19 protein-coding genes are annotated in these 22,249 nt (G+C 66.7%); all 19 read left to right on the forward strand.

Going from position 1 to position 22,249, the window contains the following annotated elements:
- Positions 1–113 precede the first annotated feature (113 nt).
- The 19 genes from VSX77_RS12800 to VSX77_RS12890 all read left to right on the forward strand — a co-directional run bounded on the left by VSX77_RS12800 (position 114) and on the right by VSX77_RS12890 (position 22,238).
- Positions 114–614, forward strand: a complete 501-nt coding sequence (locus VSX77_RS12800; RefSeq protein WP_338424995.1) for a division/cell wall cluster transcriptional repressor MraZ — start codon at positions 114–116, stop codon at positions 612–614.
- A complete protein-coding gene (gene rsmH, locus VSX77_RS12805; RefSeq protein ID WP_338424996.1) occupies positions 611–1,588 on the forward strand; it encodes a 16S rRNA (cytosine(1402)-N(4))-methyltransferase RsmH in 978 nt (325 codons plus the stop codon). The genes VSX77_RS12800 and rsmH overlap by 4 nt, the downstream gene beginning before the upstream one ends.
- Entirely contained in the window at positions 1,582–2,181 is a 600-nt protein-coding gene (locus VSX77_RS12810; protein WP_338424997.1) for a hypothetical protein, read from the forward strand. Before rsmH ends, VSX77_RS12810 begins: the two co-directional genes overlap by 7 nt.
- Complete coding sequence (locus VSX77_RS12815) at positions 2,178–3,866, forward strand: peptidoglycan D,D-transpeptidase FtsI family protein (protein ID WP_338424998.1); 1,689 nt, start codon at positions 2,178–2,180, stop codon at positions 3,864–3,866. Before VSX77_RS12810 ends, VSX77_RS12815 begins: the two co-directional genes overlap by 4 nt.
- Positions 3,866–5,305, forward strand: coding sequence for a UDP-N-acetylmuramoyl-L-alanyl-D-glutamate--2,6-diaminopimelate ligase (locus VSX77_RS12820; RefSeq protein ID WP_338424999.1), 1,440 nt, complete (start codon positions 3,866–3,868; stop codon positions 5,303–5,305). Before VSX77_RS12815 ends, VSX77_RS12820 begins: the two co-directional genes overlap by 1 nt.
- The gene (locus tag VSX77_RS12825) at positions 5,302–6,678 is read left to right on the forward strand and encodes a UDP-N-acetylmuramoyl-tripeptide--D-alanyl-D-alanine ligase (RefSeq protein WP_338425000.1); all 1,377 of its coding nucleotides are present in this window, start codon (positions 5,302–5,304) and stop codon (positions 6,676–6,678) included. Before VSX77_RS12820 ends, VSX77_RS12825 begins: the two co-directional genes overlap by 4 nt.
- Positions 6,678–7,748, forward strand: coding sequence for a phospho-N-acetylmuramoyl-pentapeptide-transferase (gene mraY / locus VSX77_RS12830; RefSeq protein ID WP_338425001.1), 1,071 nt, complete (start codon positions 6,678–6,680; stop codon positions 7,746–7,748). Before VSX77_RS12825 ends, mraY begins: the two co-directional genes overlap by 1 nt.
- On the forward strand, positions 7,745–9,049 hold the full coding sequence (gene murD, locus VSX77_RS12835) for a UDP-N-acetylmuramoyl-L-alanine--D-glutamate ligase (protein ID WP_338425002.1): 1,305 nt from the start codon (positions 7,745–7,747) through the stop codon (positions 9,047–9,049). Before mraY ends, murD begins: the two co-directional genes overlap by 4 nt.
- 133 nt (positions 9,050–9,182) lie before the next feature.
- On the forward strand, positions 9,183–10,415 hold the full coding sequence (locus tag VSX77_RS12840) for an FtsW/RodA/SpoVE family cell cycle protein (protein WP_338425003.1): 1,233 nt from the start codon (positions 9,183–9,185) through the stop codon (positions 10,413–10,415).
- A gap of 10 nt (positions 10,416–10,425) precedes the next feature.
- Entirely contained in the window at positions 10,426–11,607 is a 1,182-nt protein-coding gene (gene murG, locus VSX77_RS12845) for an undecaprenyldiphospho-muramoylpentapeptide beta-N-acetylglucosaminyltransferase (protein WP_338425004.1), read from the forward strand.
- Positions 11,607–13,040, forward strand: coding sequence for a UDP-N-acetylmuramate--L-alanine ligase (gene murC, locus VSX77_RS12850; protein ID WP_338425005.1), 1,434 nt, complete (start codon positions 11,607–11,609; stop codon positions 13,038–13,040). The genes murG and murC overlap by 1 nt, the downstream gene beginning before the upstream one ends.
- Before the next feature lie 121 nt (positions 13,041–13,161).
- Positions 13,162–14,058 (forward strand): UDP-N-acetylmuramate dehydrogenase, encoded by an 897-nt coding sequence (murB, locus tag VSX77_RS12855; protein ID WP_338425006.1) that lies wholly within the window; start codon positions 13,162–13,164, stop codon positions 14,056–14,058.
- The gene (locus tag VSX77_RS12860) at positions 14,055–14,981 is read left to right on the forward strand and encodes a D-alanine--D-alanine ligase (RefSeq protein WP_338425007.1); all 927 of its coding nucleotides are present in this window, start codon (positions 14,055–14,057) and stop codon (positions 14,979–14,981) included. The genes murB and VSX77_RS12860 overlap by 4 nt, the downstream gene beginning before the upstream one ends.
- A complete protein-coding gene (locus VSX77_RS12865; RefSeq protein WP_338425008.1) occupies positions 14,978–15,916 on the forward strand; it encodes a cell division protein FtsQ/DivIB in 939 nt (312 codons plus the stop codon). Before VSX77_RS12860 ends, VSX77_RS12865 begins: the two co-directional genes overlap by 4 nt.
- Before the next feature lie 3 nt (positions 15,917–15,919).
- The gene (ftsA, locus tag VSX77_RS12870; protein WP_338425009.1) at positions 15,920–17,176 is read left to right on the forward strand and encodes a cell division protein FtsA; all 1,257 of its coding nucleotides are present in this window, start codon (positions 15,920–15,922) and stop codon (positions 17,174–17,176) included.
- A 152-nt stretch (positions 17,177–17,328) separates the two neighbouring features.
- Positions 17,329–18,768 (forward strand): cell division protein FtsZ, encoded by a 1,440-nt coding sequence (gene ftsZ, locus VSX77_RS12875; protein ID WP_338425010.1) that lies wholly within the window; start codon positions 17,329–17,331, stop codon positions 18,766–18,768.
- A 59-nt stretch (positions 18,769–18,827) separates the two neighbouring features.
- On the forward strand, positions 18,828–20,429 hold the full coding sequence (locus VSX77_RS12880; protein ID WP_338425011.1) for a tetratricopeptide repeat protein: 1,602 nt from the start codon (positions 18,828–18,830) through the stop codon (positions 20,427–20,429).
- Positions 20,426–21,598 (forward strand): deoxyguanosinetriphosphate triphosphohydrolase, encoded by a 1,173-nt coding sequence (locus VSX77_RS12885; RefSeq protein ID WP_338425012.1) that lies wholly within the window; start codon positions 20,426–20,428, stop codon positions 21,596–21,598. The genes VSX77_RS12880 and VSX77_RS12885 overlap by 4 nt, the downstream gene beginning before the upstream one ends.
- Entirely contained in the window at positions 21,591–22,238 is a 648-nt protein-coding gene (locus VSX77_RS12890) for an NAD-dependent dehydratase (protein WP_338425013.1), read from the forward strand. The genes VSX77_RS12885 and VSX77_RS12890 overlap by 8 nt, the downstream gene beginning before the upstream one ends.
- Positions 22,239–22,249 lie beyond the last annotated feature (11 nt).

The following is a 22,249-nucleotide window of genomic DNA, read 5'->3' on the forward strand; positions in this document are numbered from 1 at the left end:
GATACTCAGAATGACGGAGAGGGGCATTCTCCACCCGCACCGAATCAGCCTGAATCCTGCGATTCCGGAGGCGGGGAAGTTTTGCCCGGTGGCGCAAAGCGGGGGGCAGAGCGATGGCGATTGTGACGCCCGGCCAATATGCGGGCACCAACTTCGCCGCGATCGATGGCAAGGGGCGCATCGCGGTCCCTTCGCAGTTCCGCAACAATGTGCCCCTCACTGCGGACGGCCAGCGCGTGCTTTGGGTCGGGTTTCATGAGAAGCTCCCGTGCCTCGTCGCTTATGGCCAGGATCAGTATGACCGGCTGAACGGCGAGATCGAGCGCGATCGCGAAACCGCGCGGCTGCGGAACATTGATTTTGACGAAGACGGCGAGTTCAAGAAGCGGTTCAGCTATACCGAGCCTTATACGCTCGATGACAGCGGTCGTTTTCTGCCCAGCTTCATCCACCGCGACCGCGTCGGCGATACCGGCGCGACGGCATTTGTGGGATCGGGCCGCCGGCTTGAAATCTGGTGGCTGCCGACTTTGGCCGAATGTGCCGAGGCCGACCCGGTGCTCCAGCGGCTCGCCGCCTCGTGGGATGCCACTAAAGGGAAGGGGCGGAAATGACCGATCTTTCCCACGATCCGCGTCATGATCCCGTCCTTCGCGATGAAGTCATGGCTGCGCTCGCCATTGCCCCGGGCGAGCGACATGTCGATGCAACCTTCGGTGCGGGTGGCTATACCCGCGCAATGCTCGCCGCGGGCGCCGAGGTCGTTGCCTGCGACCGCGATCCGGATGCGATCGCGGGTGGGCAAGAGCTGGCCGAAGAAGCGGATGGCAAGCTGACGCTGATCCACGGCCGCTTCGGCGAGATCGACCGGCTGCTCGCCGAGCGCGGGATCGAAGCGGTCGATGGCATCACCTTCGACATCGGCGTGTCGTCGATGCAGCTCGACCAGGGCGAGCGCGGCTTTTCCTTTCAGAAGGACGGTCCGCTCGACATGCGTATGGCGCAGGAGGGGGAAAGCGCCGCCGACTGGCTCAATCGCGCCGACGAAACCGAGATTGCCGACGTACTGTTTCACTATGGCGACGAACGCCAGTCGCGCCGCGTCGCGCGCGCGATCGTCGCGGCGCGCCCGCTGACGCGCACCGGCGAACTGGCGACCGCGATCCGCAAGGCGCTGCGCCATCCGCCCGGCGCGCCGAAAGACCCGGCAACGAAGAGCTTTCAGGCGATCCGCATCCACATCAACCGCGAACTCGACGAGTTGATCGCGGGCTTGGCCGCCGCGGAGCGCCTGTTGCGCCCCGGCGGTCGGCTCGCGGTCGTCAGCTTTCACAGCACCGAGGACCGGATCGTGAAGAATTTTCTGCGCGAACGCAGCGGCAGCGATGCCGCGGGTTCGCGCCACCGTCCCGCGCCGGCCGCGCCGGCGCGGGCCGCAACCTTTGAAACCCCGGCGCGAAAGGTGCGGCCGGGCAAGGCCGAGGAAGCGCGCAACCCGCGCGCCCGTTCGGCAACGCTGCGCAGCGCCGTTCGAACGGCGGCTCCCGCATGGCCGGAAAATTCGATGAAGGAGGCAATGTCATGCTGATGGCGGCCCGCAAGCTCCAGGGGATCGGCCTAGTCCTGCTCGTGCTTCTCTTTGCAATGATGCTCTATCCGGTGTCGCTCAAGGTGGCGGCGACGCGCAGCGAATTGACGCGCGTCGAGCGCGAGATCGACCGCGCGCGCGACAATATCCGCTATCTTGAATCCGAGCTCGCGGTGCGTGCATCGATGCGCCAGCTCGAACAGTGGAATGCCGAGGCGTTCGGATATTCGGCGCCCGACGCCGGGCAATATCTGGCGAGCGAGCGCCAGCTTGCTTCGCTCGACCGCCTGCCGCGCGCGCGCGGTGCGAACGAGGTCGCGCCGGTGCTGATGGCGATGGTCTCTCCCGTCGCGGTGCCCGCCGCGCCGAAGGCCAGCCCGGTTGCCGACAAACCCGCGGTCGCGGCGGCCAAGCCCGTCGTGCTGGCGCAGGCCGACAGCGGCGTGCGCAGCGATGCGCTGCCACGGATGGCGCCGACGCGCCGGCGCGAGCAATTGAAGATGATCGAAGACCAGTTGCTCGCCGAATCGACACTCGCCGACCTGAAGCGCGAAGCGGCGATCGAAGCCGCGGGAGGCAAGCCCGCGCGATGAACACGCTGGTCGTCCGTCCGACCCGGGTGCGTACCGCTGGGGTGCGGCAGCAGATTTTGCTGACCGCGCAGCAGCGTTTGATGATTCTCATGCTGCTGTTCGCGGCGGCCTTTTTCCTCGTGTCGATGCGGCTGGTCTATTTTGCGCTGTTCGACACCGGTTCGGGAAACCGTACGGCGGGCGCCTTCATTCCCGCACGCGCCGACATCGTCGACCGCAACGGCGTACCGCTGGCACGCACGATCGACGGCTATTCGATCCGCGTCGTGCCGTCGAAACTGCTCAACGACCGGGCCTATTTGGCGGGTGAGCTGCACCGGATTTTCCCCGATATGTCGCGCGCCGAGCTGCTCGCCAAGCTGACAGGACCGCGCCCGACCTATATCCGCCGCCGTGCGCTTCCCGACCAAGTGGCGGCGGTGAATGCGATCGGCGATGTCGGGTTCGATTTCCCGCGCGAGAAGGAACGGCTGTATCCACAGCTCACCCTTGCGGCGCATGTGCTCGGCTTCACCAATGCCGAGGGGCATGGCGTCACCGGGGTCGAGGGCGCGTTCGACCAGCGGTTGATCGACAAGGCGACACGCGGCGAACCGCTGGCACTGTCGATCGACGCGCGCGTGCAGGGCGTGCTCGAAAGCGAACTCAGCGCAGCGGTCGCCAATCTGGAGGCGATCGGCGGCGCGGGCGTTATCCTGGATGTCCACACCGGCGAGGTCGCGGCGATGACGTCGCTGCCGACCTTTAATCCCAATAAGCTCACCGGCAGCGACCCGACGACGCGGCGCAATGCCGTGACCTATAATCTTTACGAGCTGGGTTCGACCTTCAAGCCGCTGTCGATCGGCGCCGCGATCGACAATGGCACGGTGACGAGCATGGCGCGTCGTTACGACGCGTCGGCGCCGCTGCCGATCGCGGGCTTCCGCATTCGCGACAGTCATCCGGGGCGCTGGTATAATGTGCCTGAAACGCTGATCGAAAGTTCGAACATCGCGACCGCGCGGATCGCCGATGAGTTGGGCCGCGAGCCGCTGGAAAAGCTGTTCCGCGACCTCAATTTCGACAAGCGTCCGGGCATCGAGCTGAAAGAGCGTGCCTTTCCGCTATGGCCGAAAAACTGGGGCCGGGTGACGACGATGACGACCAGCTATGGTCACGGCATCGCGGTGACGCCGCTGCACCTTGCCAGCGCCTATGCCGCGCTGGTCAACGGCGGTCTCTATCGCCCGGCGACCTTGCTGAAGCTTGGCGACAAGGCGCCGCCGCAGGGGCGCCGCGTGTTCAAGGCTGCGACCAGCGCGCGGATGCGCCAACTGCTCCGCCTGATCGTCTCCGACGGTACGGGCAAACAGGCCGATGCGCCGGGGTTCCGCGTCGGCGGCAAGACCGGGTCGGCTGAAAAGCCGGGCGCCGGCGGCTATCGCCGTCACTCGCTCGTCTCGACCTTCTCCGCCGTCTTCCCGATGGACAATCCGCGCTATGTCGTGATCGTGATGATCGACGAGCCGAAGGGCAACGCCTATAGTTCGGGGCAGCGCACCGCAGGCTGGACCGCAGCGCCGGTGGTGCGCAAGGTCGTGACGCGCGCGGGGCCGATGCTGGGGGTCTTCCCCGATCAGAGCCGTGATGTCGATGTGTCCGAACTCACCCCGTTGCTGCGGAGAAACGAGGAGGCGCCCTGATGCGTCTCGCCGCGCTGCTGGACGATGCCGATTGGACGGGCGCCGACCCCGTTGTCACCGGGCTGGCCATCGATCATCGCAAAGTGGCACCCGGAACGGTCTTCGGCGCCTTTGTCGGCGAAAAATTCAACGGTGAGGATTTCATTCCCGCGGCGATCGAGGCAGGCGCGGTCGCGGTTGTCGCGCGGCCGGAGGTGAAGGTCGCGGGCGCGGTCCATGTCGCCGACGCCAATCCGCGCCGTGCTTTCGCCCATATCGCCGCGCGTTTCTTTCACCGCTTTCCCCCGACCTGCGTTGCGGTGACGGGGACGAACGGCAAGACCTCGACGGTCGAAATGACGCGCCAGTTGTGGCGCATGGCGGGCTTTAACGCTGCGTCGATCGGCACGCTGGGCATCACGACGTCGATCGACAGCGCGTCGACAGGACTTACCACGCCCGACATCGTGACGTTCCTCAGCAACATGTCGGGGCTTGCCGCCGAAGGCGTCACCCACGCCGCGTTCGAGGCGTCGAGTCACGGGCTCGACCAGTATCGCACCGAAGGGCTGCCGGTGAAGGCGGCGGCTTTCACCAACCTGAGCCACGATCATCTCGACTATCATGGGACGATGGAGGTCTATCTCGCCGCCAAGATGCGGCTGTTTTCCGAGGTCGTCGCCACAGACGGCGCGGCGGTCATATGGGCCGACGATGACTATTCGGCGGCGGCCGTAGAGGCGGCGCGCGCTCGCGGTGTCCGTGTGCTGACGGTCGGGCAGGCGGGCGAGGCGCTGCGCCTCGTGTCGCGTGCGCCGACGCAGCTTGGCCAGTCGCTCGTCATCGCGGCGGGCGATGTCACGCACCAGGTCACGCTACCGCTGATCGGCGCCTATCAGGCGGCAAACGCGCTCGTTGCCGCAGGGCTGGTCATCGCGACGGGCGGTGATGTCGCGATGACGCTCGCCAATCTCGCGCGGCTTCAGCCGGTGCGCGGGCGGCTGGAGCGCGCGGCGATCACGCGCGCGGGTGCGCCGATCTATGTCGATTATGCGCATACGCCTGATGCCATTGAGGCGGCGCTCGACGCGCTACGTCCCCACGCCACCGGTCGGTTGATCCTCGTCTTTGGCGCCGGCGGCGACCGCGATCAGGCGAAGCGGCCGGAGATGGGGCGGATCGCCGCCGCAAAAGCCGATGCGCTCATCATCACCGACGACAATCCGCGCGGTGAAGACCCCGCGGTTATCCGCGACGCGATTGCCGCCGCGGCACCCGGCGCGCAGGTTATTGGCGATCGCCGCGCCGCGATCGCAGCCGCGATTGCGGAAGCGCACGCCGACGACATCATCTGCATCGCGGGCAAGGGGCACGAGCAGGGGCAAATCGTCGGGCGCGGCGATGCGGCGCGTATCATTCCGTTCGACGACGTGACCGTTGCGCGCGAGGAGGCGGCATGACCCCGCTGTGGACCGCACGCGCCATCGCCCAGGCAACGGGCGGCACCGCCAGCGCCGACTTCACCGTGAACGGCGTCGCTTTCGATTCGCGCGAGGTCACGAAGGGCGACCTTTTCATCGCGATGAAGGGCGAGACGGCCGACGGGCACAGCTTCATCGACAAGGCGACCGCCGCGGGCGCCGCGGGCATCGTCTGCGAAACCACCATCGACTTCCCCCATGTTCGTGTCGTCGACAGCGCGGCCGCGCTGAACGCGCTGGGCGTCGCGTCGCGGGCGCGCAGCCACGGCCGTATCATCGGCGTCACCGGATCGGCCGGCAAGACGGGGACGAAGGAGGCGCTGTTCGCTGCGCTCGACCGCTTCCGCCCCGGCAAGGCGCATCGTTCGGTCAAAAGCTATAACAACCATGTCGGCGTACCGCTCAGCCTCGCGCGGATGCCGTCGACCGTCGATTTCGGCATCTTCGAAATGGGGATGAACCATGCGGGCGAGCTCGCCGCGCTGACGCGCATGGTGCGCCCGCACGTCGCCATCGTCACCACCATCGCCCCTGCACACATGGAATTTTTCGGGAGCGAAGAGGCGATTGCCGACGCGAAGGGCGAGATTTTCGAGGGGCTGGAGCCAGGCGGCACCGCGATCGTCCCCTTCGACAGCCCGCATTATGCGCGCCTGCACGCCAAGGCCGAGCAACATGCCGCGCATATCGTCAGCTTCGGGCTGAACGAGGGCGCCGATGTGCGCGCAGTCGATTGGCTGCCCGACGGGCGGGGCGGCTCGCTCGTCACTGCGCAGGTGCAGGATGCGCTCCTTTGTTTTTCCATTGCGCAGGCGGGGGCGCATTGGGTCGCCAATTCGCTCGCGGTACTGGCGGCGGTGAAGGCGGTCGGCGGCGACCTGCCGGCGGCGGGGCTGGCCTTTGCCGAGATGCCGGGTCTGACCGGGCGCGGCGCGCGCCACCGGATCGCGGTGCCCGGCGGGCATATTCTGGTCATCGACGAAAGCTATAACGCCAACCCCGCTTCGATGGCGGCGACGATCGGCCAGCTCGCAAGCGAATCCGCCGACCGCAAGGTGGCGATTCTGGGCGCGATGAAGGAGCTGGGCGCGGGCGGCGAGGCCTATCATGCGGACCTCGCGGTTCCGCTCGTCGCAGCAGGCGTGCAATTCGCCCTGCTTGTCGGCGAAGAGATGGCGCCGCTCGCCAAAGCGCTTGAGGGCCACATCGATTTCGCGCATGTGCCCGCGCACCCGGCCGCGGTAGGGCGGCTGCGGGACATGATCCGGCCCGGCGACGCGGTGCTGGTCAAGGGATCGAACAGCGTCGGCCTGTCGCATGTCGTGACGGCGCTGATGAGCGGGGACTATTGATGTTATATTGGCTGGCGGAGTGGCTTGGCTTTCCGGGGGCGCTCAACCTTATTCGCTATCTGAGCTTTCGCTCGGGCGCCGCGGTTGCGACGGCTTTGATCCTTGGCCTCTGGATCGGGCCGCGCTTCATCCTGATGCTGCGGATGCGGCAGGGGAAGGGACAGCCGATCCGCGACGACGGGCCGCAAAGCCACCTCGCCAAAAAGGGCACGCCGACGATGGGCGGGCTGATGATCCTCATTTCGCTGATGATCTCGGCGTTGCTGTGGATGGACCTGTCCAACCGTTTCGTCTGGGCGTGCCTGTTCGTCACCGCCGGGTTCGCGGTCGTCGGCTTCCTCGACGACTATGACAAAGTGACCAAGGCCAGCCACCGCGGCATTCCAGGACGCGTGCGGCTGCTCGTTGAATTCCTCATCGCCGGGGTTGCCGTGCTGCTGATCGTATCGCGCACCGGCACCGACCTCTATCTGCCCTTTTTCAGCGGCATCGTAATTCCGCTCGGACCCTTTTATTATGCCTTTGCGATGGTGCTGATCGTCGGGTTCGGCAATGCGGTGAACCTGACCGACGGGCTCGACGGGCTCGCGACCTTTCCGGTGATCATCGCCAGCCTGACCTTCCTCGTCATCGTCTATCTGTCGGGTAACGTAAAGTTCGCCGAATATCTGGGTATCCCGCACGTCTCGGGCGCGGGCGAGCTGGCCGTCTTTGCGGCGGCGATCATCGGCGCCTGTCTGGCGTTCCTGTGGTTCAACGCGCCGCCCGCGGCGGTGTTCATGGGCGATACGGGCAGCCTGGCGCTGGGCGGCGCGCTGGCGACGATCGCGGTGACGGCGCAGCACGAACTGGTGCTGGTGCTGGTCGGCGGGCTGTTCGTGGTCGAAGCACTGTCGGTGATCATCCAGGTCTTCTGGTACAAGCGCACGGGCAAGCGCGTGTTCCGCATGGCGCCGATCCATCATCATTTCGAGCAGCTGGGCTGGCCCGAATCCACCGTAGTCATTCGCTTCTGGATCGTCTCGATCGTCCTGGCACTTGCGGGACTCGCGACCTTGAAGCTGCGGTGATTATCTCGCGCGCCTTTGCCGGTCGCCGCTATGCGGTGCTGGGACTGGCGCGCTCGGGGCTTGCGGCCGTCGAGGCGCTGATCGCCAGCGGCGCGGGGGTCACCGCGTGGGACGACCGCGAGGATGCGCGCGATGCGGCGATGGCGCTGGGCGCCGACATCGGCAACCCGCTCGACATCGACCTGATCGGCTTTGCGGGGGTCGTCGTTTCGCCGGGGGTGCCGCTCAACCGCCACCCGATTGCGGCGCACGCGCGCGATGCCCACGTCCCCGTTATCGGCGACATCGAGCTGTTCGCGGAAGCGCGCAGCGAGTTGCCTTCGCACAAGGTCGTCGGCATCACCGGCACCAACGGCAAATCGACCGTCACCGCGCTGATCGCGCATATGCTCGAAAGCGCGGAGGTGCCCGCGCTGATGGGCGGCAATATCGGCCTGCCGATCCTGACGCGTGCGCCGCTTCCTTCAGGCGGGGTCTATGTGCTCGAATTGTCGAGCTACCAGATCGATCTCGCGCACAGCCTGGCGTGCGACGTGGCGGTGCTGACCAACATCAGCCCCGACCATCTCGATCGTTATGACGGCTTCGAGGGCTACGCCGCGTCGAAGGCGCGGTTGTTCAGCCTCCAGCACCGCGATCAGGTGGCGATCATCGCCACCGACGATGATCCGTCGAAGATGATCGCCAGCCGGGTGAACCATCGCCTCCACCGCGTCTCGGCAAAGGACATCGATCCCGCCGATCAGGCGCGCTGGCCCGCGCTGCAAGGTCCGCACAATGCGCAGAACGCCGTGTGCGCGATCGCGGTGTGCCGCGTGCTGGGGCTGGGCGACGAAGCAATCGAGCGCGGCCTCGCGACCTTTCGGTCGCTGCCGCACCGCATGGAATTGGTCGGCGAAGCCCGCGGCGCCCGCTGGTATAATGACAGCAAGGCGACCAACGCGGCTTCCGCTGCACCGGCGCTGGCGGCGTTTCCGCCGGCGCCGGACCAGCGTTTGCACTGGATCGCAGGCGGACAGGCGAAGGGCGACGGGCTGGCGGCGTGTCGGCCGTGGTTCAGCCATGTCAAACGCGCCTATCTGATCGGCGAGGCGATGGCGCCGTTCGCCGCCGAAATCGGCGATGCGATTGCAGTCGAACGGTCAGGGGATTTGGCAACGGCGGTGGAACAGGCGGCGGCGGCGGTGAAGCCCGGCGATGTGGTGCTGCTGTCGCCCGCCTGCGCGTCGTTCGACCAGTTCAAGGATTATGAGGCGCGCGGCGATGCATTCCGCGCCGCGGTCGAGGCGCTCGGGGAATGACGGTCGCCTCTTTCCGTTCGCGTCGAGCGAAGTCGAGACGCTCATCGGTCTCATATGCCCTCGGGGCATCTCGACTTCGCTCGATGCGAGCGGAGAAAAAAATGGTCGTGGCGATACGGTCAGGGCGGGGCTTATGAGCGGGGGGGACAATATGGAGACGGCCGAACGCCCGGTGATCGCCGCTGCTCGCACGACGAAACGCCGCGGACCGCGGTTCAGCCGCGCTGACCGCACGCCGCTCGGCCTGTGGTTCTGGGAAATCGACAGGGTGCTGTTACTGCTGGTATCGATGCTGATTGCGATCGGGCTGGTTGCGGTCGCGGCTGCATCGCCGGTCGCGGCGCAAAAACTGTCGACAAGCACCGCCTCGCTCGACCCGCTCTATTATTTCTATCGCCAGCTGATGTGGGTGATCGTCGGCGTTCCGGTGATGCTGGCCGTATCGATGCTCCCCAAGCCGCAAGCGCGGCGCTTTGCCATTTACGGCACTCTCCTGTTCCTTGTGCTGCTCTTTCTCGTGCCGCTGGTCGGCACGTCGGTGAACGGCGCGCAGCGCTGGATCGGCAGCGGGGTTTTCCGGTTGCAGCCGTCGGAGTTCCTGAAACCCTTTTTTGCGGTATCGCTCGCATGGATATTGTCGCTGCGCCTGCACGACCAGAGCCTGCCCGTCGTCCCGCTCGCCGCGGCGCTGACCGGCGTCATCGCGCTCTTGCTGATGGGACAGCCCGACCTTGGCCAGACGGTGATCTTTGCCGCGACCTGGTTCGTGCTCGTGCTCGTCGCCGGGCTCTCGATGCGGATCATGGGAATGCTCGCGGGCGCGGGCGTCGCCGGGCTGATCCTCGCCTATTTCTTCTATCCGGTGGCGCAGCAGCGCATCAATATCTGGCTGTTCGCCGAGGGCGACAGTTTCCAGGTCGACAAGGCGCATGCGACGCTGACCGCCGGCGGGCTGATCGGCACCGGTCCCGGCGCGGGGCTTGCCAAGTTCCAGCTGCCCGAAGCGCACACCGATTATATCTTCTCGGTGATCGGCGAAGAGTTCGGGATGATCGCCTGCATCGCGATTGCGATCCTCTATATGGCAATCATCGTCCGCGTGCTCGTCCGCCTGCTCGACGAGGAGGACAGCTTCCTGATCCTTGCCGTCGCCGGGCTGATCGCGCAATTCGGGGGACAGGCGGTGATCAACATGGCGGTGAATACGCAGATTTTCCCGTCGAAGGGGATGACCTTGCCCTTCATCAGCTATGGCGGCTCTTCGTTCATCGCCTTGTCGATCGGCATGGGTTTGCTCTTGTCGCTGACCCGCCGAAACCCCTATGCGGCGCGGGTGTCGATGACCCGCAACTGGAACAAGAAATGACGGCCCCCGCATGACCGCAACGCGCCACTTTCTCCTCGCCGCCGGCGGCACCGGCGGACATATGCTTCCTGCCTATGCGCTGGCGGCCGAACTCATCGCGCGCGGGCACCGCGTCGCGCTGGTCAGCGACGATCGCGGGCTCAAGATACCGGGCGCGCCCGCCGAGTTGGAAACGCACGTCCTGCCCGCCGGGCGCGCGTCGGGCGGGCCGCTTGGTTGGCTGAAAGGGGCGCTGGCGATCCGCAAGGGGCGCGCACAAGCGATCGAACTGATCAACGAATTCGACCCGGCGGTCGTCGTCGGTTTTGGCGGCTACCCTTCGCTGCCCAGCCTGCTCGCGGCAGGGGCGACGAAGCGGCCGCGCGTGCTGCACGAGCAGAATGCCGTGCTGGGCCGCGTCAACCGGCTGATGGCGCCGCGCGTCGATGCAGTGGCGGTCGCCTATCGTAACATCCAGCGCTACCCGGCGGGACACGAACTGAAGAAACATATCACCGGCAACCCGGTGCGCGACGAGATTGTGGCGATCCGCGACGATGGCTTTCCGCCTCTGCCCGAGGACGGCATCGTCCGCCTGCTCGTGGTCGGGGGCAGCCTGGGCGCGACCGTGCTCAGCGAGGTTGTCCCCGCGGCAATCGCCATGCTGCCGCGCGCGCTGCTCGACCGGTTGCAGGTCGTTCAGCAGTGCCGCGAGGCCGATCTGGAAACGGTGCGCGCCAAATATGCCGAACTTGGCGTTGCCGCCGAATGCGCTCCGTACATCAAGGATTTCCCCGAACGGCTGCGCTGGGCGCATATGGTGATCGCGCGCGCAGGCGCTTCGACCGTCGCCGAGCTGGCGTGCGCCGGGCGACCCGCAATCTTCGTGCCCTATCCAAGCGCGATGGACGATCACCAGACCTATAATGTCGTCGATCTGGTCGAGGCGGGCGGGGCGATTTCGTTCGCGCAGCCCGATTTTACCCCCGCCGAGGTTGCCAAGCATATTCAGCGCATGGCGCTGGAGCCCGGCGCGCTCGAAGAGGCCGCCGAACGCGCCGCGAGCTGCGGACTTCCCGACGCGACGCGCGACCTGGCCGATCTGGTCGAATCCTTTGCGGCGCCGCCGATGATGGACGTGATCCGCGTCGGCGCGTCGGCGCAGCGTGCGTCGGCGCGCGGCACCGCGGCCGCGCGGCGGGAGGCGAACTGATGCGCGGCGTTGCAACCGACATCGGCACCATCCACTTCATCGGCATCGGCGGCATCGGCATGTCGGGGATCGCCGAGGTGATGCACAACCTTGGCTATCAGGTGCAGGGCAGCGACATCGCCGACGGCTATGTCATCGAAGGTCTGCGCAAGCGCGGAATCAAGGTCGCAATCGGTCATGACGCCGCGAACGTCGACGGCGTCGCGGTGGTCGTCACCTCGACCGCGGTCAAGCGCGGCAATCCTGAGGTCGAGGCCGCGCTCGCACAGCGCATCCCGCTCGTCCGCCGCGCCGAAATGCTCGCCGAGCTGATGCGGCTCAAGTCGACCGTCGCCATCGCAGGGACGCATGGCAAGACGACCACGACCAGCCTGGTCGCGGCGCTGCTCGACGCGGGCGGGATCGACCCGACGGTGATCAACGGCGGCATCATCAACAATTACGGTTCGAACGCGCGCCTCGGCGCGTCGGACTGGATGGTGGTCGAGGCCGACGAGAGCGACGGCAGCTTCCTGCGGCTCGACGGGACGATCGCGGTCGTCACCAACATCGATCCCGAACATCTCGACCATTATGGCAGCTTCGATGCGATCAAGGACGCCTTCGTCGAGTTTATCGAGAACGTCCCCTTTTACGGCGCGGCGATGCTGTGCCTCGACCATCCCGAGGTGCAGGCGATCATCCCGCGCATTCGCGACCGCCGCATCGTCACCTATGGCTTTTCAGCCCAAGCGGACGTGCGCGGCACCAATGTGACGCCCGGCCCCGACGGCAACCGCTTCGACGTTGTGGTGCGCGACCGCGACGGGAACAGCCGGACTATCGAGGGCATCCATTTGCCGATGTCGGGGCGCCACAATGTCCAGAATGCGCTCGCTGCCGTCGCGGTCGCGCTGCATATGGGCGTCAGCGACGAAAAGATTGCGTCGGGGTTCAACGGTTTTGCCGGCGTCAAACGCCGCTTCACCAAGGTTGGCGAAATCGCGACGGGCGCGGGCGTCGTCACCGTGATCGACGATTATGCTCACCATCCGGTTGAAATCCGTGCCGTCCTGTCGGCAGCCCGCGAGGGCGCCGGCGCCGGGCGTGTGGTCGCGGTCGTCCAGCCGCACCGCTTCACGCGCCTTCGCGATCATATGGACGATTTCCAGCAGGCGTTTAACGACGCCGACATGGTGCTCGCGCTGCCCGTCTATGCGGCGGGTGAGGCGCCGATCGAGGGCGTGTCGTCCGACGCGCTCGTCGCGGGGTTGCGCGATCGCGGGCATCGGCAAGCGAATGTTGTGGCGGACGCCAAAGCGCTTGCTGCGAGCATCGCGGATGGCATCAAGACAGGCGATCTGGGCGCGGGCGATATGATCATCTGCCTTGGCGCGGGCGACATCACCAAGATGGCGGCTGGGCTGGCGAGCGCGGTGGAGGCGGCGAAGTGATCCTGCTTTCGCCCCGCATTATGCTCATCCTTCCGTTTGTGTCGAGCGAAGTCGAGACACGCCAGCACAGCGCCAGACGCTTCTCGACTTCGCTCGATGCAAACGGGAAGGGGAATATGGCGTGAGCGTTGCCACCCTCCCCATCGTTCGCGGCAAACTTACGCCCAACGCCCCGCTTGCCCCGCTCGTCTGGTTCAAGTCGGGCGGCGCCGCCGACTGGCTGTTCGAGCCCCAGGATGCTGGTGATCTCGCCGATTTCCTGCGCGATCTGGGCCCCGCCGTGCCGGTGATTGCGCTCGGCCTCGGGTCGAACCTGATCGTCCGCGACGGCGGCTTTCCGGGCGTCGTCGTCCGGCTTGGCAAGGCTTTCGCGAAAGTCGAAGCGATCGATGAAACCACCTTGCGCTGCGGCGGCGGCGCATCGGGCATTCTCGTGTCCTCGACCGCGCGCGACGCGGGCATCGCAGGGATGGAGTTCCTGCGCTCGATCCCCGGCACCGTCGGCGGTTTCGTGCGCATGAACGGCGGGGCCTATGGCGGCGAGGTCAAGGATATATTGGTCGATTGCGAGGTCGTTCTGCGCTCGGGCGAGCGCCGCACGCTCACGCTCGCCGACCTTGGCTACACCTATCGCCACAGCGAACTGCCCGAGGGCGCAGTCGTCGTCGCCGCAACTTTCCGCGGGCGCCCCGGCGAACCCACGGCGATTCAGGCCGAAATGGACCGCATCTCGGCCAGCCGCGAGGCCTCGCAGCCGCTGCGTTCGAAGACCGGCGGGTCGACCTTCAAGAACCCCGACGGGTACAAGGCCTGGCAGCTCGTCGACGAGGCCGGGTGCCGCGGACTCGCGGTCGGCGGCGCCCAGGTCAGCGAAAAGCACACCAATTTCCTGATCAACACCGGCGACGCGACGAGCGCAGACATTGAGGCACTCGGCGAGGAAGTTCGCCGCCGCGTCAAAGCGAAGAGCGGTATCGAATTGCAATGGGAAATACAGCGCGTGGGAGTGATGAAGTGACCCGCGGCCCCTGGCATGTCGCCGTCCTGATGGGCGGCTGGTCCGCCGAGCGCGAGGTGTCGCTGATGAGCGGCAATGGGGTCGCCGACGCGCTGGAAAGCCGCGGGCACAAGGTCACGCGCATCGATATGGGCCGCGACGTCGCGCTGCGGCTGGCGGAGGCCAAGCCCGATGTCGTTTTCAACGCCCTCCACGGCGTTCCCGGCGAGGACGGAACGGTGCAGGGGATGCTCGACCTGATGGGGCTGAAATACACCCACAGCGGGCTCGTCACCTCGGTGATCGCGATCGACAAGGAGTTGACGAAACAAGCATTGGTGCCGCATGGAATCCCTATGCCGACGGGGACGATGGTCGACAGCGAAAGCCTGTTCACAGTCGATCCTCTGCCGCGTCCCTATGTGCTGAAGCCCGTCAACGAAGGATCGTCGGTCGGCGTCGCGATCGTCAAGGACGACAGCAATTACGGCAATCCCATTTCGCGCGAAGCGGTTGGCCCCTGGCAGGAGTTCGATCGCCTGCTCGCCGAACCGTTCATCAAGGGGCGCGAGCTGACCGTCGCAGTGCTCGGCGACACGGCGCTGGCCGTCACCGAACTCCGCGTCAAGTCGGGCTTCTATGACTATGACGCCAAATATACCGACGGGCTGACCGAGCATGTTTGCCCCGCCGATGTGCCGGGCGACGTGGCGCAGCGGATGAAGGATCTGGCGCTTCAGGCGCACCGCCTGCTCGGCTGCAAAGGCGCTTCGCGCTCCGATTTCCGCTGGGACGACGAGCATGGCCTCGCAGGCATCTTCCTGCTCGAAGTCAATACGCAGCCGGGCATGACGCCGCTCAGCCTGGTGCCCGAACAGGGGCGCGCGGTCGGCATGGATTATGCCGAGCTTGTCGAACGCATCGTGGGGGAGGCGCTGGCATGAGCAGTACCAAGATCAAGCGCGCCAAGGCGCCGCCGCGGCGGCCCGCGCGCGGGCCGAAGAAACGGCGCAAGGTGCAAACCTCGCGCCTCAACGCGATCATCAACGCGCTGCCGATCAGTCCGCAGCGACTGCAAAAGATTGCCAACTGGACGGTCGCCATCAGCCTGTTCGCGGTGGCGGGTCTGGCGGCGCACGCAACGGGCGTGACTGCGAAGATCCACGAGGAATATGCGCAGGCGGTCGGTCGCGCGGGGTTTCAGGTCAAAAAGGTCGAGGTTGTCGGCGCCGACCGGATCGACCGGCTGAAAGTCTATGACATCGCGCTCGCGCAGAAGGACCGCTCGATGGCGGCGGTCGATCTGGAAGATGTGCGCGGCGACCTGATGCAATATGGCTGGATCAAGGATGCGCGCGTGTCGCGGCGCCTGCCCGACACGCTGGTGGTCGATATCGTAGAACGCACCCCCGCCGCGATCTGGCAGCACAATAATCGCCTGTCGTTGATCGACGAAAAGGGCGTGGTGCTCGAACCCGTCACTGTCGCGACGATGCCCGACTTGCCGCTGGTGATCGGGCCCAAGGCGAACCAGCGCTCGCAGGATTTGGCGCGTCTCTTATCCGAAGCAAGCAGCCTCAAGGAATTGCTCGCGGGCGCGACGTGGGTGGGCAACCGCCGCTGGGATTTGCGCTTCCGCAGCGGCGAGACGCTGTCGCTGCCCGAAGGCGAGGAGGCGGCGAAGGCGGCACTCGCCAAATTCGCGCATATGGACGGCGCCAACCGCCTGCTCGGCCGCGGCATCCTTCGCTTCGACATGCGCGATCCCGCGCGTTTCGTGCTGCGCCTGCCGCACGAGGGGCAGGTCGCGCCCGCGAAGCTCGACGACGCGCGCGCGGCGGTGGACGCGGTCGCCGTCAGCCAGTCGAACGAGGGATAAAAGATGGCGCCGCCGCGGATCGAAAAGATCATCACCGCACTCGATGTCGGGTCGTGGAAGGTCTGCGCGCTGATCGCGGGGCAGACCGCCGACGGCCAGCTGCATGTGCTTGGTACCGGCCAGCGCGAGAGCCGCGGCGTCCAGCGCGGCTATGTCGCCGACATGGAGCAGACCGAGCATGTCGTGCGCGAGGCGATCGAGCAGGCCGAACGCATCGCGGGCCTCAACATCGATGACGTCTGGGTCGCTTTTTCGGCGGGCAGCCTTTTGAGCGACGTCGCGCCGATCGAAAGCGAGCTGGGCGGGCATCGCATCGAACAGGAGGACATTGACGACCTGCTCGCTGCGGGCCGCGCGGGGATCGATCCCGAAGGCCGCATGATCCTCCATGCGCAGCCCGCGCTCTACACGCTCGACGGGCTGACCGGGGTCAAGAACCCGATCGGCCTCCACGCCGACCGGCTGGGCGTCGATATTCACATCATCATGGCCGACGGCGCGCCCGTGCGTAATCTTGAGTCGGCGGTGCGGCAGGCGCATCTCGACGTCAACGCGGTCGTTGCCTCACCGATCGCGGCGGGGCTCGCCTGCCTTTCGGACGAGGAGCGCGACCTGGGTGTTGCGCTCGTCGAGCTCGGCGCCGCGGTGACGACCGTCTCGCTCTATGCCGGCGGGATGCTCGTCGAAATGGCGTCGCTGCCCTTCGGCGCCAGCGACATTACCGACGACATCGCCTCGGCCTTTGGCATCCGGCGCAGCCAGGCGCAGCGGCTCCAGAGCTTTTATGGCTCAGCCTCCGCCAGTCCGCGCGACAATAACGAGATTATTGAGCTGGAACCCGGCGCCCCCGCGGGCGGCGATTCACCGCGGATCACGCGCGCGCAGCTTGTGTCGGTGATCCGCCAGCGGCTCGACGCGATGATGGGGGAGATCGGCCGGACGCTCAAAGACCTGCATTTCGTAGGTCCGATCGGGCGTCAGGTGGTGCTCGTCGGCGGCGGCGCCGACCTTAAAGGCATCGCCGACTATACGCAGAGCGCGCTGGGCCGCGCTGCGCGCGTCGGGCGGCCGCGCGGCTTGCACGGCCTGCCCGATGCGCACAGCGGCCCCGCTTTCGCGACGCTCGCGGGTCTGGTTCTCTATGCCGCGTCGGACCCTGTCGACCTGCGCGATCTGCCGATGATGGCGCAGGACGTGTACAAGCCGGCGGGCACATCGATCCTGCATCGGTTGATGGCGGCGCTGAAAAGCAGTTTTTGATGTATACGCGACGAAAAGGTTAATTTTTTGGATGATTCCGGCGTCACAATAGTGCAATGCGGTGACAGGAAACCGGGCGGACGGACTACCGCCCGACCGGGTCGCAAGGTTGGGGAAGCGGCACCTGTCCGCCGCTGCAGGGAGACATTTTGATGAGCATCAACATTGGCCCGCCGCAGGTCGACGAGCTGAAGCCGCGGATCGCGGTGATCGGCGTCGGTGGCGCGGGCGGCAATGCCATCGCCAATATGATCGCCGCGCGCGTCGAAGGCGTCGATTTCATCGTCGCCAACACCGACGCGCAGGCGCTGAACGCATCGCCCGCCGAACGGCGCATTCAGCTGGGGACGCAGATCACCCAGGGGCTGGGCGCGGGTTCGCGGCCCGAGGTCGGACGTGCGGCGGCCGAGGAAAGCATCGCGCAGGTCGAAGAGGCGCTGAACGGCGCGCATATGTGCTTCGTCGCGGCCGGCATGGGCGGCGGCACCGGCACCGGCGCGGCGCCCGTGATCGCCAAGGCGGCGCGCGACCGCGGCATCCTGACCGTCGGCGTTGTGACCAAGCCCTTCATGTTCGAAGGCGCGCGGCGGATGCGCTCGGCCGATGCGGGGATCGCGGAGCTTCAGGACCATGTCGACACGCTGATCGTCATTCCGAACCAGAATCTGTTCCTTGTCGCGAACCCGAACACGACTTTCAAAGAAGCCTTCACCATGGCGGATGAAGTGCTCCAGCAGGGCGTGCGCGGCATCACCGACCTGATGGTCATGCCCGGCCTCATCAACCTCGACTTTGCCGACGTGCGCAGCGTGATGCGCGAAATGGGCAAGGCGATGATGGGCACCGGCGAAGCCGAAGGCGACGGCCGCGCGCTGGAAGCGGCGCAGAAAGCGATCGCCAACCCGCTGCTCGACGGCGTGTCGATGGCGGGCGCGAAGGGCGTCATCATTTCGATCACCGGCGGCGAGGACATGCGCCTGATGGAAGTCGACGAGGCCGCGAACCATATCCGCGAGCTGGTCGATCCCGACGCGAACATCATTTGGGGCAGCGCGTTCAACGACAGCCTCGACGGCAAGATCCGCGTCTCGGTCGTCGCGACCGGCATCGACGGGACGGGCGAACAGTCGCAGGCCGCTCCGGCGACGCGCAGCTTCTCCTTCGCCCCGGCCCGCGCCGCGGCGCCCGCACCGGTGGCTGAGGACGTCGTCGAACCCGCGGTACAGGAAGAGCCTGTCGCCGAAGCGCCGCCGGTGGCGCAGGACGTTGACCCGACGCCCGGTTTCTCGCTGGGCGATGCGGCCGAACCTGTGGCGGCTGCTCCCGCCGAGGAAGAGCCGATGGAATTGTCGCAGGTCGCCGCGACCTATGACGACACCGCCGACGAACTTGTGCTCGATGCCCCGGCGGCGCCGACGCCTGCTCCTGGTCCAGTTCCGGCCGAACCGGCCGCGCGTCCGGTTAGCGGCGGTACATTGTTCGAGCGTATGTCGCGCCTGTCGCGCGGTGCGAATACACCGGGCGAGGGCGATGGCGGCACGGACGATGCGGTCGATATTCCGCGTTTCCTGGGGCGGCAGAACAACCAGTAACAGGGCTTTCGGACGGCCGACCGCCGGACATGGCAGGCCGGAAACGGGATGATTTGCCCATGCGGCAAGCGAAATTGACGGCGAAGCCCGCGCGCGCACGGCGTTACGTGGGCGCGTTCGCTGCGCTGTTGCTGGGGACGATCAGCGGTCCCGCGGTGCAGGCGATGCAGGCGGCGGCGCCCGACGCGGCAACGCGCGCGGCCATGGAGAAGCGCACCGCGGCGCGCACGCTCTTATCGTCGTCGCTCGCGCGCCTTGCGTCGAACGCCAACGATACTTCCGCGCTACTCGACGCCGGGCGCGCGTCGATCGAGCTCGAGGATTATCGCGCTGCGCTCAGCTTTCTTACCCGTGCCGAGCAGGCGAGCCCGCGCGACGGTGCGGTCAAGGCGGCGCTCGGTTCGGCGATGGTGCATATGGAGAACCCGACGCGCGCGCTCGATTATTTCGGCGAGGCGCAGTTGCTGGGCGCGCAGGAACGGTTTTTTCTGGCCGATCGGGGTCTCGCGCGCGATCTGCTGGGACAGCAGGATGCGGCACAGCGCGATTATCAGGTTGCGCTGACGATCACTCCCAACGACGAGCTGACGCGTCGGTACGCCCTGTCGCTGGGCATCAGCGGCCAGCCCGATCGGGCCATTCAGCTGCTGACGCCGCAACTGCGTGCACAGGATCGCAGCGCATGGCGCCTTCGCGCAATGATCCTCGCGATGAACGGCCGCGATCAGGAAGCAAGCGATATCGTCAACGCCACGATGCCTGCACCGATGGCCGCGAACATCCTGCCTTATCTGACGCAGATGGACCGGCTCAACCCCGCGCAAAAGGCGGCGGCGGCGCATTTCGGTCGTTTCCCGAGCAGTCAGCCCGCCGCGGCGCAGCGGCTCGTGCAGGTCGCTGCCGCAACACCAAAACCTGCGCCGACGCCTCCCCCGGTTCGGAGTGCGCCAACTCCCGCGCCCGCGGCCGCCAAGCCTGTCCCCAAGCCGACGCCGCCGCCCGCCGCATTGCCGCCCGCTCGCCCCCGCATTGAAACGCCCCCGCCCGCACCGACTCCGCCAGCTGCTGTGGTGAAAGAGCCGATCGGTCCGGGCTTTTCGATCGCCGACGTCAAGCCGGCGCCGACGGCCTCCGCTACGGCCGCAGCGCCCGCGGCTGCCTCGCCGCCGCTCGCTTCGCTTGCCGACATCGTCGGATCGATCGAGATTCCTGCCGAAGAGCTGGCACCTTCTGACGGTGCGATCGGCGCCGACACGCTTGCGAAACTGCTCGAAGACAAGCGCAAGGCCGAAGCCGCCGAAGCGGCGAAGCGTGCCAAGGACGAAGCTGCCGCGAAGGCAAAGGCCGAAGCCGATGCCAAGGCCAAGGAAGAGGCGGCGAAGAAAAAGGCGTATCCCGCGCGCATCTGGGTCCAGATCGCGACCGGCGCTAATATAAAGGCGCTTGCCTTCGATTATAACCGCTTCGCGAAGCGCAACGCCGCGCTGTTCAAGGGCAAGACGGGCGCGACGGCCGAATGGGGCCAGACCCGGCGGCTGCTGGTTGGTCCGTTCGCGAACCGCAAGGCGGCGCAGGACTGGCTTGCCGACTATAAGAAGGCCGAAGGCGACGGATTCCTCTTCAACAGCGAGGTCGGCGAGATCGTCGAACCGATCAAGTGAGCGTCGCGCGCTGCGCCAGCGACCCGGCGCAGAGCCGCGGGCGGCGCCATCTGGAATCGGGCCGCGTCGTACGCGGGCCGCGCGATGCGTTCCAGCGCGACCGCGACCGCATCATTCACTCGATCGCCTTCCGTCGCCTGCGCCACAAGACGCAGGTCTTTATCGCCCCCGACGGCGATCACTATCGCGTCCGCCTGACCCACAGTATCGAGGTGGCGCAGATCGGCCGCGGCATCGCCCGCGCGTTGGGGCTCAACGAGGATCTGACCGAAGCCTTGTGTCTGGCGCACGACATCGGCCATCCGCCGTTCGGCCATGCGGGCGAGGATGCGCTGAAGGCCGCGATGCGGGGGCATGGCGGCTTCGATCATAACGGGCATACGCTGCGCACGCTGGCGTGCCTCGAATGCCCCTATCCGATGTTCGACGGGCTCAATCTGTCGTGGGAAACGCTCGAGGGGCTGGCGAAGCACAATGGTCCGGTAAAGCATCCCGGCTGGGCGCTGGCGGCGATCGACGCCGATTTTACACTCGAACTGCTCAGCCATGCGAGCCTCGAGGCGCAGGTTGCGGCGGTCGCGGACGACATCGCCTATGACAATCACGACATCGACGATGGCCTGCGCGCCGGGCTGCTCGATCTCGACCAGCTGATGGAACAACCTTTCGTCGCCGCCAATTACCGCGCGGTCGAGGCGCGCTTTCCCGGTGCGCCGCGCGAGCGGTTGCTGCGCGAGCTCGTGCGCGATCAGATCGGCGTGATGGTCAACGACGTGATCGCGGCGACGACGGCCAATGTTGCCGACGCGGGCGTCGCCAGCGCCGACGACGTGCGCGCCGCGGGCCGCACGCTTGGCGGCTTTTCGCCGGGACTTGCCGCCGCCGAGCGCGATCTCAAGCGTTTTATGTACAAAAACCTCTATCACCATCCCGAACAGCTTGCCGCCGCCGAAGCCGCGAACAAGGTGGTGGGCGATCTTTTCGCCGCCTACGCCGCCGACCCGCGGCTGATGGGCGAGGATTGGGCTGCGCGCCTGCCCGGCGAAGAATGCGCGACACACCGGCACATCGGCGACTATATTGCCGGGATGACCGATCGCTTTGCCATCGACCGTTACGCCGAAATCTTTGGCCGCGACGCTGTCCCCGCGGCGCTCGCCCATGCCTGACGCGCTGATCGTCGGTGCGACCGGGATGGTGGGACGCGCAGTGATCGAACGCTTCGGCGCAGCGCCGCTGACGATCGTCGCGCGTCGGGCGGTCGACGGTCTGGCACCGCATCACAAGCAAGTGGTCGCGCCGTCCGAACGCTGGGCCGACCTTATCGCTGCCGAAAGACCCGCTGTCCTGATCTGCTGCCTTGGCACGACGATTCGCCAGGCGGGATCGCAGGCCGCCTTTCGCGCGGTCGACCATGACCTTGTGCTCGCCGCCGCTGAGGGGGCGAAGGCGGGCGCGGCGCGGCATATGATCGCGATCAGCTCGGTCGGCGCGTCGGCAAAGAGCGGCAATTTCTATCTGCGCACCAAGGGAGAGACCGAGCGCGACCTAATCGCGCTTGGGTTCGACCGGCTCGACCTCCTCCGCCCCGGACTGCTTCGCGGCGACCGGCCCGGCCCGCCGCGGCTGGGCGAGGGATTGGCGACGATCGCCGCGCCGCTCACCGACGCGCTGCTTCATGGGTCTTTCCGCCGCTATCGCTCGATTACAGGCGAACGCGTCGCTGCGGCGATGGTGGCGCTCGCCGCCGAAAACGGGTCGGGCGTGCATATCCACGAAAACGACGCGATCCGCGCGCTCACCGATTGACTCCGCACGGG

This window comes from Sphingopyxis sp. TUF1, assembly GCF_036687315.1.
Lineage (GTDB): Bacteria > Pseudomonadota > Alphaproteobacteria > Sphingomonadales > Sphingomonadaceae > Sphingopyxis > Sphingopyxis kveilinensis.